Source organism: Arthrobacter sp. Cr_A7, assembly GCF_029222765.1.
Taxonomy (GTDB): Bacteria; Actinomycetota; Actinomycetes; order Actinomycetales; family Micrococcaceae; genus Arthrobacter.
Window position 1 is genome coordinate 25,648 of the sequence record NZ_JARHXQ010000205.1, and the last position, 13,704, is coordinate 39,351.

Sequence of the window (13,704 nt, forward strand, 5' to 3'; positions counted from 1 at the left end):
TTCTCTTTGCTGGAGGAGGAATGGGTTTTTATTGAAGTCCGGCGGTGATGCGGCGGATCAGCGCGTGCTGGCGCCGCACCTGTTCGATGGCCCGCCAGGGCGTGCGTTCGCCTTCGTATTCGCTGGAGAGGTAGCCGGTGTAGCCGGCGTCCTTGATCGCCTTGAGCACCGGCAGCCAGGGAATCTGCTGGTCTTCGAGTTGCTCGTTGATGTCGTGGAACTTGGCCTGGATGAACACCACGTACTGGGCGATTGCTGCGAAGTCGGCGGGGTCGACGCCGATGCCGTCCAGGAAGGCGGGCCGGGTTGCGCGGGTCTCGCCTTCGCGCAGCGGGATGGGCCGGTCCTGGAATATTCCGGTGTCGATGAGCAGGCCGAAGTTCTTGGTTCCGGTCCGTTCGATGAGGCCAATGTAGTCGTCCACGACGGGGTGCTTGATGGGTGTGGGTGAGTGGATCTCGGGGCAGATGATGATCCCCAGCTCGTGCGCCAGGTCGAGGGAGCGTTCCACGGACTCGGTCCAAATCGGGTCCGGAACCAGGTCGCTGGATACAACGCCGATTTTGGGCCGCACAAAGCCGAAACCCAGCCGGTGGGCAAGCCGCAGGTCACGCTGCAGTGCCTCGGCACCCTCGGCAGCCGTCATGCTCCGCCCCGGGTGCAGCCGGGTATCGATCCAGGATCCGTAGCTCGTGGGCTCCAGGGAGTACTTTTCGAGCAGGCTGAACCAGTTGTCGGTCCATGCCGGGGTGGGTTCGGGGTAGCCGGGCACGTGGCCTTCGCCGAGGATCTCGACGCCGGTGGCGCCCACGTCCGCCACGGCCGCCAACGCGGTTTCCAGGTCCATCACGGTGCCGTAGTCGCCCATGAAGCTGTAAAGGGAAACGCCGTAGCGGAAGGTACCGCCGCCGCCTTCCGGCGCCAGCGTTACTTTCCGGCTGACCCGGTGGGTGGTGGGCTGGTGCTCAACAGGGATGTAGGACATCCGCAGCCGCAACTCGATGCTGATCTCGTGGACGCCCTGCGGCAGGCCGCCGTCGAGCGGAACGGTGACCACTGCCGCCTCCTCAAGGGGCCAGCGGACGCCGTCGCTCTCCCAGAGCTGCCGCAGGGTGTAGGTCCGCCCGCCCAAGGTCCACAGCGGAACGTCGGGTCCGACGTCAACGAGGTTGCCCACCCGGACGGCGATGCCGTCAATGAGGGACGCGGCCATGCCGCGGTATGAAGGCATCCGGACCCGGAACTGGAAGCCGGTCACGCGTCCGCCCTCGGTGACGTTGCGGAAGCCGACGGACTGGATGAGGTCTCTTTCGAGAAGCATCATTGCTCACTCTCTCTAGGTGCAAAACCAGCGTAACAGCATTATGTCGGTTTCACACCTAAGTTTGTGAGTATTCTGCCTAACTCTCCCCGGGCGCCCCGTTCAGCTCGGCCCGCGTGGGCGGGTTGGCACCGGGACGCGACACGGTGACAGCAGCAGCCCGGGCAGCGTGGGACAGGAGTTCGGCGAGGCCTTCGGCGGGAAGTTCCCGGAGGTCCTTGCGGTTCTGCGCACCGTCCAGGCCGCGGTCCACCAGGCCGGACAGGAGCGCCGCCATAAACGAGTCCCCGGCACCTACGGTGTCCGCCACCTCAACCTTTGGCGCATCCACCTTGGCCTCGCCGGCCCGGGTGATTCCCCACGGCCCGTCCGCGCCGCGCGTGACCACCACCATGGCCGGCCCTTCCGCACCGCCCAGGGTCAGCCAGCGGCGCGCGGCGTCCAGCACGTCCATGTCCGGGTACAGCCAGGCCAGGTCCTCGTCGGACGCCTTCACCACGTCCGCCAGGGACACAAACTTCTCCGCATGGCGCCGCGCGTAGGTTACATCGGTGATGATGCTGGGCCGGCAGTTGGGGTCGAAGCTGATGGTGGCGCGCGGGTGGGCATATTCGACGGCGGCGAGCACGTCGGTGGCGCCCGGCGCCAGCATCGTGGCGATGGAGCCGGTGTGCAGCAAGGTGGTGCCCTGCAGCATAAAGGCGAGCCGGTCCGCGATGCCGGGAAGCTGCCAGGCGAGGTCGAACGTGTAGGTGGCGGCGCCGTCGTCGTCGATCAGGGCGGTGGCCACGCTGGTGGGCAGTTCGTCCGGCCCCAGCGGCAGCATCACGGAACTGGCGCGCAGGTGCGCCGCCACCGAGTCGCCGTACGCGTCGCGGCCGTACCGGCCGATGAACTGCACGGGGTGGTCCAGGCGGGCCAGGCCCACCGCCACGTTGAGGGGGCTGCCGCCCACGTGGGCTTCGATTCCGGAGGCGCGCTGGACAACGTCGACGAGGCCTTCGCCAATAACTGTGAGCATGCTCATACTCTGCCAGAGGAGCGGCTGGCAGGCACGTTGCTAAGCACCATGACGGTAATCCCAGCCGACTGGCCGGGCTGACTGATGCTCTGACCCGCTATGGCGCCAGCAGCTCCTCGACCAGCTCCCGGCACTTCACGTAGGCCGGGGCGTGGGGATCGATGAGCGCGAAGTGGTCCCCGGGTACCGTCACCAGCCGCGCGGGCACCTTTCCGCCGCGGCTTGCCTCCACATACGTGGCAGACATGGCCAGCGGAACGTTGTCGTCCTCCGTCGTGTGGACGGCATAGACGGGGACATCCAACGGCAGCGCAGCCATCGGATCCGCGTACCGGTGCCGTCCCAGAACGTCCGACGACGGTCCGCCCAGCAAGTTGGCCACGGCACCGTTGCTGAGGTTGCGCCTTTCAGCTTCCGCCAGGTTGAGGACACCGGACTGGCTCACCACCCCGGTGAGGCGGACGCCCTCGGGAGCGGCACCGGCTTCGCGCTGTTCGGCCTCCAGCCCCAGCCGGCCCAGCCGGTCCCGTCCTGCCGCCCACACCGCCAGGTGGCCGCCGGCGGAGTGCCCCAGGGCGACAACCTTCCGCAGGTCCAGCGCATGCCGGCCGGCAAGGTCGCGGAGTTTGTCGATCCCCGCCAGCACGTCCTGGAAGGTGTGCGGCCAGCCCCCGCCGTTGCCGGCCCGCCGGTATTCCAGGTTCCAGGCCGCCATGCCGTGGCTGGCGAGGTCCAGGGCAAGCGGCTCGCCCAGTGCCGCACCATACGTCGACCGCCAGTACCCGCCATGGATCACCACCACCACACCCTGGTGCGTCCCGCCCCCGGGCACCTCCGGCAGGAAAAGCTCGCCCCACTGGCTGGGGTCGTCTCCGTAGTTATACCGGTGCCGCTGGACCATGTGCCGAGCGTACCGTGCAGGACCCGGCCGGCCGTTGCCGTCAGGGCCCGGCACTGCCATTCTGGGTGGATCCGCACCTCCAGCACGGACGAAAAGGATCAGAACAATGCCGCTCTATCTATCGAAGTTCAGCTACACACCGGAGACCTGGAGCCGGCTGATCAACAACCCCGAGGACCGGCGAAAGGCCGCGCAGGCATACATCGAATCTGTTGGAGGGAAACTGCACGGATTCTGGTACGCCTTCGGCAGCCACGACGGCTACAACCTCTGGGAAGCCCCGGACAACGTCTCCATGGCCGCCGTAGCCCTCGCCATCAGCGGCGGCGGAGCGCTCAGCTCACTCGAAACCACGGTGCTGATGAGCGTGGAGGAAACAATGCAAGCCCTGCAAAAAGCGGCAGACATCAAATACCAGCCGCCGGGCAGCTGACATGCCCGGCCCGACGTCGGCTGGAACGGGCTGGAAGCCGGTGGCTCCTGCAAGCCTGTCCCGCCTTTCCGGCCTCGTGGCCAGCGCGGCCGGCAGCCCGATGCGGGCGTCCTATTCCCCGGTGGACGGGAGCCTTGTGGGTGAGGTTCCTGCCTGTACCCCGTCCGACGTCGAACGTGCTGTTGCCCGCGTCCGCGCAGGCCAGCGGACGTGGGCCGCTGTTTCCATCAGGGAGCGCCGCGCCGTCGTCGCGCGTTTCCACAGGCTGCTGCTCCGGCAGGAGGCGCAGATCCTGGACATGTCCAGGCTGAAAGCGGCAAGTCCCGGCTGAACGCGTTCGAGGAACTCGCGGACGCCGCCCTCACCGCCGCCTACTACGTACGGACGGCCGAGCGTCACCTGCGCCCCGCCCGACGCAGGGGCGCGGCGCCCGGCCTGACACGGACCGTGGAATACCGGGTCCCCAAGGGCGTGGTGGGCATCATCAGCCCGTGGAACTATCCCCTGACGCTCGCCGTCTCGGACGCCATTCCCGCCCTGTTGGCCGGCAACGGCGTTGTCCTCAAACCCGATTCGCAGACCCCGTTTTCCGCACTCCTGGCCCTGGAGCTGCTGCGGGAGGCGGGGTTGCCGGAGGACGTGTTCCAGATCGTCACCGGAGACGGAACCTCATTGGGGCCGGCGATCATTGGCGGGGTGGACTTCCTGATGTTCACCGGGTCCTCGGAAACCGGCAGGATCGTGGGCAAGCAGTGCGCGGACCGGCTCATCGGTTTTTCCGCAGAGCTTGGCGGCAAGAACGCCCTGCTGGTCCTCGACGATGCGGATATCGGCAGGGCCGCCCGGGGCGCCGCGCAGGCCTGTTTTTCCAACTCCGGGCAGCTCTGCATCAGCATCGAGCGGATCTACGTGCATCGCGCGGTTTATGGGCAGTTCCTCGCCGCCTTCACCGGGCAGGTTGAGGCATTGCGACTTGGTGCGGGGCCTGGCTGGGACATCGACATGGGGCCACTCACTGGCCGGAAACAACTGGAGAGGGTGAACGGCCATGTCCAGGAGGCCCTGGCCAAAGGCGCCCGGCTCATCACCGGCGGCCGGGGCAGGCCTGATCTGGGGCCGCTGTTTTACGAGCCCACCATCCTCGCAGACGTGACCGGCGACATGCTGGTGGCGCGGGAGGAAACGTTCGGACCCGTGGTGGCCGTGTACCGGGTGGAGGACGACGACGAGGCGGTGGCCCTCGCCAATGACTCCCCCTACGGACTGAACGCGAGTGTTTGGTCTGCCCGTCGCGGAGTTGGCGTGGGACGGCGCCTGCTGGCAGGAACAGTCAACGTCAATGACGGGTACTCGGCCGCATGGGCGTCCCATGATGCATCCATGGGCGGGATGAAGGATTCCGGGGCGGGGCGGCGGCACGGCCGGGCAGGCATCCTGAAATACACCGAAGCCCAGACCGTCGCCGTGCAACGGCTGCTCCCCGTTGGCACGCCGCCCGGAATGACCAACGAGCGGTACGCCCGGCTCGTCAGGGGCGCCATCAAACTGATGGGTAGGTTCCCCTGACCGTTCCGTTCCCGTCAGTGGAAGTCGACACTCTTGTCTTTGGCTACCTCCAGCAGCGTCGTCTGGAAGGCGATCTCGGCCGCGGCCCTGACCCTGTCATGCCGGTGTGCCAGGAGCACCCGGCGGGAGGGGGCACTCGAGCCCAGCGAGACGATGCTGACACCTGGGTGCTTGTTCACCACAGCCGTCCGTGGGGCAAGGGCTATGCCCAGGCCCACGCTGACCATGGCCTGGGCCTCCTGGTAGTCATTGGCATGGAAGGAAATCCGCGGTGAAAATCCTGCGGCCTGGGCGCTGCGGTGGAGCACCTCGACCACCGGGTGCTCCTCTTCCCGGACAATCCACTCCTCATTCGCCAGGTCCGCCATGTCCACCTGCTTGCGGCGGGCGAGCCTGTGGTCCTTGCCCACGATGAGGGCTGTGGCATCTTCGAAGACGGTTGTCAGGGCGAAGTTTTCCGGACTCAGGCGGTTCCATTCGTAGTCCCAGAGCAGGGACATCCCCACTTGCCCGTTTTCCAGCATCTCAATGAGGTCATCAAAGCGGCTGCTGCGCACGTGCAGGGTGATCGCCGGGTACTGCGCCTTGAACCTGCTGATGACCAACGGCAGGAACGAACCACCCAGGGTGGGAAACGTCCCCATGGTGAGGCTGCCCCGGTTCAGCCCCGCGATCTCGGCAAGGTCCGCTTCCGCGGCTGCCATCTGGCGAAGGATTCTTCGTGTATGCGCCGTCAGGACGTGGCCGGCGTCCGTGGGCACCATTCCCCTGGCCTGCCGCTGCAGGAGGGGCTGCCCCACTTCGGCCTCGAGGCGCCGGAGCTGCTGCGAAACGCCGGAGGGGGAATAGACGTGCTTCTCTGCCGCGGCAGTGATCGAACCGAGCTCCACAACATCCAGCAACAGTTCCAGTCTCCGAACGTTCAGCATGGCGGCCTTCCTTGAAGTTTTCGTTATACCCCCCTAACAATTTTAGCCACTTACTTCATCCAGCGCGGCGCGGCGCGGGGTGGTGCCGCGGTCCCCGCCCCAAAAGACCCAATCCACGTTCCTGACGCGTGGTTTCAGGGCGCTAAGAATGAAGTAAAAGTGCAGGGATATGCAGTTTCTAGCGTTTGTAATTCATCTGGGATGGGCATCACACTGGGTTAGCCGACAGGGCAAATCGCCCGTATTCCGGCGCCGGGAAAGGTGTGAAAGCAATCATGGTAAAGATCCCTGCCGCTTGGATGCGTGGCGGAACCAGCAAGTGCTGGGTCTTCGAATGGGACAGCCTGCAGGTCCCGGGGAAGACCGTGGATGAGGTCCTCCTGCGGCTCTACGGAAGTCCGGACAACCGCCAGATCGATGGTGTTGGCGGCGGTACATCCACCACCAGCAAGGCCGTCATCCTGTCCCGCTCGCTCTCCGATGAAGCGGATGTGGATTACACCTTCGCCCAGGTGGGCATCGAGGAACAGCGCGTCGACTGGGGCAGCAACTGCGGCAACTGCTCGGCCGTCGTCGCCCCGTATGCCATCGAACGCGGCTGGGTGGAAGCGGGTCCTGAGACCACGCTGGTCCGCACCCTGAACACCAACACCAATCAACTCATCCTGCAAAAGGTCGATACACCCGGAGGCGAACTGGGTTACTCCGGCGACCAGGTCATCCCCGGTGTACCGTTCCCGGGCATGCCTGTGGGAATGGGCTTCTTCGACCCCGCCGGACGGACAACGGGAAAGCTCTTCCCCACCGGGGAGCCAATGGACAAGGTCACCTTTGACGGCAGGCAGGTGCCGGCAACGCTTATCGACGCCGGTGCTCCCGTTGTCATCGTGGAAGCCGAATCCGTGGGCCTGACCGGCCACGAAACGGCAGCAGAGATCGACTCGCGGACCGAACTGCTGGTGCATCTCGATGACATGCGCCGAGACGCTGCGGTGCAGATGGGACTGGCCGGAAGCCGGGCGGAAGCCGAACGCGCCATTCCCAAACTGGCCCTCGTGGCCAAGGCCGGGCAGTCCGACGAAGCGGACCTGGTGGTCCGCATGCTGTCCATGGGCCGCCTCCACCCGGCCCTTGCCATCACGGGCAGCGTTGCTCTGACCATGGCGGCCCAGCACACCGGAACCGTGGCGGCGAACCTCATTTCCAGTGACGTTTCAGAGGGCGTCACCCTGCGGACCCCTGCCGGCCTGGTCCAGACCTGGTCTGAAGCCAGGGACGGGGTCCCCGTTGTCGGTGCGCTGCGCAGTGCCCGGCGGCTTGCCGACGCGGAACTCCTGCTGCCGGACACCTGGTAAAGCGCCCCATTACAAGCACGCCCCCTCCGGCTGCCCCCACAGCTGGCACGGCACATGATTAAGGACCCCTCAATGACGAGTCAAAAGTCTTCCCTGGAACCTCCCGAAGGCCTCCAGGAAACAGCGGCCACGGAACAGCCCGAACCGGCCAAGCACAGCCGCCGCATGGTGCTGGGAGCAGTAGCCTCCTTCGCCGTTCTTGGCCTGGCAACAACCGTGCTGGGCGAAGGGCTCCTGAACCCGCCCTCCAGCACCGAAGACGGGAACTACAGCGGCGAAACCGTTGAATTCCTGATTCCCCTGGCCTCCGGCGGCGGCACCGACACCTGGGCCCGCTTCATCGGTACGGAACTGACCAACTACATCCCTGGCCGCCCCGGTTTCGCGCCCGTCAACGAACCCGGCGGCGAGGGCATCTCGGGCACCAACAAGTTCGCCCGCTCGGCAAAGACCGACGGCACCGAGATCCTGGTGGGCACCGCGTCCACCGTGGTTCCGTGGGTCCTGGGCCGCTCGGCCGTGAAGTACTCGTTCGAGGACCTGAAACCCGTGGTGGTCAACGGCACCGGCGGCGTCATCTACGCCCGGACGGAAGCCGGCGTCAACGGCATCGGCGACCTCATCAACAGGGACAAGCCCCTCGAATTCGGAGGCATCAGCGCCACCGGGCTGGACATCACCACCCTCGTCGCCTTCGATCTGCTCGAAGCGGACGTGACCTCCACCTTCGGCTTCGAAGGCCGCGGCCCGGTCAACCTGGCGCTGCAGCGCGGAGAGATCGACCTGGATTACCAGACCACCTCCGCCTACGGCTCCGCCGTGGAGGGCATCGCCAAGGAGGGCAAAGCCACCGTGCTGATGTCCTTCGGGCAGCTGGACGGCTCGGGCGACGTCATCCGGGACCCCAACTTCCCGGATGTGCCCACGGTCGTGGAAGCGTACGAGCAGCTGCACGGCAAGAAGCCCTCAGGGGAAAAGTTCGAGGCGTACAAGACCCTGCTCGGCCTGACGTACACCTACCAAAAGGGCCTTTGGGTCCCCAAGGACACGCCCGAGAAGGCCATCACGCTGCTGCGTGAATCAAACGAAAAGCTCGGCGCCGACCAGGGCTTCCAGGCAAAGGCAGCGAAAGTCCTGGGCGGCTACCCCCTGGTAGCGGACGCGGACATGGCCAACCGCGTCAGGGACGCCTACACCGTCAGCAGCTCCGTCAGGTCCTACGTCAAGGACTTGCTCGAGAGCACCTACAACATCCACGTTGAATAAGGACCATCATGCTTGACTCCGCTATGGCAGCGCTGGCATCACTCGCTGACCCGTCCCTGCTCATCATGCTCCTGATCGGCACAGTCGCCGGCCTCATCATGGGCCTCATCCCCGGCCTGGGCGGCACAGGCGCCGTCGCCATCCTCCTGCCCATCACCTTCGGCATGGAACCGCCACAGGCCCTGGCACTCCTCATCGGCGCACTCGCCGTGGTCCACACGTCAGACACGGTCTCGGCCGTGCTGCTTGGTGCCCCCGGCTCCGCCTCAGCCAGCGTGACAATGCTCGACGGCTACTCCATGGCGAAAAAAGGGCAGGCCGCCAGGGCACTGACGCTTGCGTTCCTGTCCTCCATGGCAGGCGGCATCATCGGCGCCGTCGGCCTCACGCTCGCCATACCCCTCGCCCGGCCCCTCGTGCTGTCCTTCGCAAGCCCGGAACTGTTCATGCTGACAGTCCTCGGTGTAGCCCTCGCCGCCGTTCTCTCCCGCGGCAACATCATCAAGGGCATCTCCGCAGGCCTCCTCGGCCTGGTCCTCGGCATGGTGGGCACCTCACCCACAACGGCCGAGGAACGCTTCACCTTCGGCAGCCTGTTCCTCGGCGACGGACTGTCACTGGTAGCCGTGGCCCTGGGCATCTTCGGCCTGGCCGAAATCGCCTCACGGGCCAGCCAGCGCCGCGGCCAGACGGAGAACATCACCGTTGGCGGAGGCTGGGGCAAGGGCATCCGGGAATGGCTGTCCCACTGGACACAGGTCATTCGAGGCGCCCTCATCGGCATCTGGGCAGGCGTGCTGCCCGGCGTCGGCGCCACCGCCGGAACATGGCTGGCCTACGGCCAGGCCGTTGCAACCGCCAAGGACAAGCGCCAGTTCGGCAAGGGCGACCCCCGCGGCATCGTCGGCCCCGAAAGCGCCAACAACTCCGTCGAAGCCGGCGACCTCATCCCCACCCTTCTGTTCGGCATCCCCGGCGGCGTCCCCTCGGCAATGCTCCTGGGCATGCTGCTCACGTACGGAATCCAGCCGGGCCCGTCCATCATCACCGAACACCTGGACCTGATGTACCTCATCGTGTGGTCCTTCGCGATTGCTTCCATCCTCGGGGCCCTGTTCTGCTTCCTCAGCGTCAAGCAGCTCGCCAAGCTCACCAAGGTCCCCTTCGCCGTCCTGGCTGCAGGCCTCGTGGCCGTTATGCTGCTCGGCTCCTTCCAGGAGGGCGGCCAGCTCGGCGACCTCTGGGTGATGATCATCCTCGGCGTTTTCGGCTGGCTGCTGAAGTCCACCGGATTCCCCAGGGCGCCGTTCCTCATCGGGTTCGTCCTGGCAATCCCGCTGGAACGCTACTACTTCCTCACCGACAGCCTCTACAACGGACTGGACTGGATGGCCCGCCCCGGCGTGCTGGTCTTCCTCGCCATCCTGATCCTGCCCATCCTCTGGGCCTTCATCAAGTTCATCCGCGCCCGCAGGAACACCAACCTCGACGACGGACACCGGGACGAGCGCCCGGAAGATGACGAAAGCCCCCTGAAGGACTCCACCTGGTCCCTCGCCGCCGCAGGCATCTTCGCCGCCGCCTTCGCCGCAGCACTGATTTCCTCGGCGTCGTTCTCGCCCGAGGCCCGGCTGGTGCCCCAACTGGTCAGCATCGGAGGCCTGGTCTTCTCCGGCATCCTGCTCTTCATTGAGATCCGGACAAGGCTTCGCGGCAGGACGCCTAACGCAGGTCAGACCATCTCCGAGGAGGCAGAGGGAATCCTTGCCACACAGCCCGCGAAGGCAGGCTGGACCCTCGACGCAAAGTTCGCGTTCAAGACCTTCCTATGGATGACAGGGTTCCTGGCCCTCACGGCCGCCTTCGGATACCTGATCGCAGTCACGATCTTCATCCCGGCCTTCCTCCTGATAGTCGCAAGGGCCCGGCTCAAGACGGCGGTGGTCTACACAGCGGTGCTGTACGTGGTGCTCCTCGCACTCCCGTCGCTCCTTCCCATCGACCTGCCCCAGGGCTGGCTCAACACACTCGTCTAGGAACCAGCATGCCCACCACCAAAAACGACGGAAGAGAAAAACCATGACGGTTCTCGTTGCCTACGCCCCCGCACCTGAGGGCCGCGAAGCCCTCACCCAGGGCATCGCCGAAGCAGTGCTCAGGAAAGCAGACCTCCTTGTGGTCAACGTTGGCCGCGGCCATCACGGCCTGGAGGCGAATGACCTGAAGGACATCGAAGACCGGCTGCAGGCAGCAGGGCAGGCACTGCATCTCGAATCCTCGGTCCTCGCAGACCCCGGTGACGCGGTCATCCAGATCGCCCAGGACCGGAACGTGGACATGATCGTCATCGGCCTGCGGCACCGCTCCATGGTGGGGAAACTCATCCTGGGAAGCACCGTCCAGCGCATCCTGTTGGACGCCACCTGCCCCGTACTCGCCGTCCGCGCAGACCGGCTCAACTGACCATCCTGCTCAACCAACCACACGGCGGGACCGTCTCCATCCGGTCCCCCACTGGCTGCCGGCAACGCACGGCAGGCATGTCCCACCCCGCATTCCATCGCAACAGGAACCCCGAAGGACGGGCGCGGGGCGGGACAGCACCAGAAGGAGGCAGGGGGGCCAACCAGTCATCCTGCCTCCTTCGCACGCCCCCAGCAGTTGCAGCGGGGGCCCGATCCACGAGGAGACCACATGATTAGCACCGAGCAACAGACCGCCGCCCCGGAGGGCGATTCCCGGGAGCACAGTCCCGGGCCCCGGCCCCGCCGCCGTATCCTACTGATTGCGGCTGCCGGTTTCGCGCTTCTGAGTCTGGTGGCCATCGTGCTGGGAGGGAACCTTTTCACCCCGGCGGCCACCACGGATTCGGAGCCGACCATGACCGCGACCCAGATCGTCCCGCTCGTCGTCCTCGTGGTGATGTTCATCGTGGCCACCAAATGGCCGCTGAACATCGGTGTGATGGGCCTGGTGGCATCCTTCGGCATCGGCTACTTCATGCTGGGGATGACCGACCGGGAAATCCTCGCGGAATTCCCTGCCAGCATCGTCCTGACCATCATCGGTGTCACCTACTTCTTCAGCATGGCCCAGCGGAACGGCACCATCGACATCATCGTCCAAAGCTGCGTCCGCCTTGTCCGGGGCAAGACGCTGGTGCTTCCCTGGGTCTTCTTCCTGCTGGCCGCGGCGCTGACGGCGCTGGGCACCTTCTCCCCTGCCGCCGTCGCACTGCTGGCACCCGCGGCGATCGGATTCGCCTACGAGTCGCGCATCCATCCCGTCCTGATGGGCGCCTTCATCATCAACGGAGCGCACGCGGGCGGCTTCTCCCCGCTGTCCGTGGCGGGCGTGCTGGTCCATGACATCGCGCTGGACAACGGCTTCCCCATCTCCCAGGGTGCCCTCTTCACGGCCAGCTTCGCCCTCAACCTCATCCTGTCCGTCCTGACAATCGTCATCTTCGCCCTCCTGGGACGCCTCCGGGACGGCGAAAAGGGCCAGCACGCCGACCTGGTAGTACCGGTCACCATCAGGCCGCACGGCCAGCAGATCCTCACCCTGGTGCTGATCGTTGCCATGCTTGTCTGCACCTTGGGCTTCCGGATGCCCATCGGATTTGTTGCCCTCTCCGCGGGCCTCCTGCTGGCCCTGATCAACATCAAGGAACACCAGACGTTCATCGGCGGCATTTCCTGGTCCACTGTCCTGCTGGTGGCCGGCATGATCACCTATGTCTCCCTGCTCCAGCACGTCGGAGTCATCGACACCCTCGCCGAGCAGGCCCTGGCACTGGGAGCGCCGCTGCTCATCGCACTCGTCCTTTGCTACGTGATAGGCGTCGGCTCGGCCTTCGCCTCCTCGACGGCGCTGCTCACCGCCTTCATCCCCCTGGCCGGCCCGCTCCTGGCCACCAGCACCCTCAGCGCCTCCGGAACGGTGGCAGCACTTGCCATTGCCGCCACCGTCGTGGACGTTTCCCCCTTCTCCACGGACGGCGCCCTGGTGGTGGCCAACGCCCGCGAAAACGACAGGCAGCGCATCTACAAGCAGCTAATGATCTACGCCGGAGCCGTGGTGCTGACCGCCCCGGCACTGGCATGGGTCCTGCTGGTGCCCACGGGCATCATGTAAGCACCGCCGAAGGCTTCGAATTGGACCTCCCGTTTGGCCGGGACCGTTTCTGGGCACGGTGATGTCATGGATGCTGCGGAAACTATTACTACCCAAGACTCGACGGTCGATGAATGGACGGAGGCGCTGGCCCAGTCCACCGGTTCCCCGGGCGGTGGTGCCGGGTCCGGGCTGATGCTTGCCGTGGCGGCGTCACTGACGTCCATGGTTGCCGGTTACACGGAACCGAAAGAGCACGAGGGCGCGGAAGTGGCGGAGATCCGGGAGCGGGCCCAGGCCCTCCGGCGGGAGGCCCTGCAGCTCGCCGATGAGGATGCGACGGCGTCCCAGGCCTTTGGTGCCGCCTTCCACCTGGATCCGGGTCCGGACCGGGAGGAAGCCATCCACCGCGCGTCACTCGACGCCGCCAAGTCATCGGCCGTGCTCGGCGAGCGCGCCATCGAAGCCGTCGATGACCTGGCCTGGCTGGCGGCCAACGGCAACCCTGCGCTCATTGCCGATGTCGTCGTCGCGTTCGGGGCCCTGCGTGCGGCGGTGGCCGGAGCGCGGACCAACGTCAGTTTCGACCTTGCGTCGCTGCGGTCCGCGGGCGCCACCCTTGAGCAGATCCGTGAACAGCACCAGGACCTGTGGTCTGCTGTGGAACGCCTCAGCACCGCGCTTGACCGGATCGACGGACTGACGGCCCGGATTGATCACCGCGCCGCCCCCACCGATAGCATCTGATGGAGCGGGCGCCCCATTCGGTCGCCCGGCGGGACGAACCACCGCGCTG

At 66.1% G+C, this 13,704-nt stretch carries 11 protein-coding genes and 1 pseudogene; 8 read left to right on the top strand and 4 right to left on the bottom strand.

The annotated features are described in order from the left end of the window. Positions 1-28 precede the first annotated feature (28 nt). The 3 genes from P2Q66_RS11980 to P2Q66_RS11990 all read right to left on the bottom strand — a co-directional run bounded on the left by P2Q66_RS11980 (position 29) and on the right by P2Q66_RS11990 (position 3,243). Positions 29-1,321 (bottom strand): DUF6379 domain-containing protein, encoded by a 1,293-nt coding sequence (locus P2Q66_RS11980; protein WP_275728364.1) that lies wholly within the window; start codon positions 1,319-1,321, stop codon positions 29-31. A gap of 79 nt (positions 1,322-1,400) precedes the next feature. Next, positions 1,401-2,342: a carbohydrate kinase gene (locus tag P2Q66_RS11985; protein ID WP_275728312.1), complete on the bottom strand. Its 942-nt coding sequence runs from the start codon at positions 2,340-2,342 to the stop codon at positions 1,401-1,403. Between the two features lie 97 nt (positions 2,343-2,439). Continuing rightward, the gene (locus tag P2Q66_RS11990) at positions 2,440-3,243 is read right to left on the bottom strand and encodes an alpha/beta hydrolase (protein ID WP_275728315.1); all 804 of its coding nucleotides are present in this window, start codon (positions 3,241-3,243) and stop codon (positions 2,440-2,442) included. Positions 3,244-3,349: 106 nt separating this feature from the next. Between P2Q66_RS11990 and P2Q66_RS11995 the strand changes: the two genes are divergently transcribed. Beyond that, positions 3,350-3,676 carry a GYD domain-containing protein gene (locus tag P2Q66_RS11995; protein WP_275728317.1) on the top strand — a complete coding sequence of 109 codons (327 nt, stop codon included), beginning with the start codon at positions 3,350-3,352 and terminating at the stop codon, positions 3,674-3,676. A 100-nt stretch (positions 3,677-3,776) separates the two neighbouring features. Then, positions 3,777-5,242 (top strand): annotated as a pseudogene (locus P2Q66_RS12000) (succinic semialdehyde dehydrogenase). 14 nt (positions 5,243-5,256) lie between these two features. Here the strand turns inward: P2Q66_RS12000 and P2Q66_RS12005 are convergent. Beyond that, complete coding sequence (locus P2Q66_RS12005) at positions 5,257-6,171, bottom strand: LysR family transcriptional regulator (protein WP_275728319.1); 915 nt, start codon at positions 6,169-6,171, stop codon at positions 5,257-5,259. Between the two features lie 275 nt (positions 6,172-6,446). Between P2Q66_RS12005 and P2Q66_RS12010 the strand changes: the two genes are divergently transcribed. The 6 genes from P2Q66_RS12010 to P2Q66_RS12035 all read left to right on the top strand — a co-directional run bounded on the left by P2Q66_RS12010 (position 6,447) and on the right by P2Q66_RS12035 (position 13,655). Continuing rightward, positions 6,447-7,526: a PrpF domain-containing protein gene (locus P2Q66_RS12010; RefSeq protein ID WP_275728321.1), complete on the top strand. Its 1,080-nt coding sequence runs from the start codon at positions 6,447-6,449 to the stop codon at positions 7,524-7,526. Between the two features lie 72 nt (positions 7,527-7,598). Beyond that, complete coding sequence (locus P2Q66_RS12015) at positions 7,599-8,792, top strand: hypothetical protein (protein WP_079596981.1); 1,194 nt, start codon at positions 7,599-7,601, stop codon at positions 8,790-8,792. An 8-nt stretch (positions 8,793-8,800) separates the two neighbouring features. Next, on the top strand, positions 8,801-10,828 hold the full coding sequence (locus tag P2Q66_RS12020; protein WP_275728323.1) for a tripartite tricarboxylate transporter permease: 2,028 nt from the start codon (positions 8,801-8,803) through the stop codon (positions 10,826-10,828). A gap of 43 nt (positions 10,829-10,871) precedes the next feature. Beyond that, the gene (locus tag P2Q66_RS12025) at positions 10,872-11,255 is read left to right on the top strand and encodes a universal stress protein (RefSeq protein ID WP_115525655.1); all 384 of its coding nucleotides are present in this window, start codon (positions 10,872-10,874) and stop codon (positions 11,253-11,255) included. 231 nt (positions 11,256-11,486) lie between these two features. After that, on the top strand, positions 11,487-12,929 hold the full coding sequence (locus P2Q66_RS12030) for an SLC13 family permease (RefSeq protein ID WP_345795632.1): 1,443 nt from the start codon (positions 11,487-11,489) through the stop codon (positions 12,927-12,929). A gap of 66 nt (positions 12,930-12,995) precedes the next feature. Further along, complete coding sequence (locus tag P2Q66_RS12035) at positions 12,996-13,655, top strand: cyclodeaminase/cyclohydrolase family protein (protein ID WP_275728325.1); 660 nt, start codon at positions 12,996-12,998, stop codon at positions 13,653-13,655. Positions 13,656-13,704 lie beyond the last annotated feature (49 nt).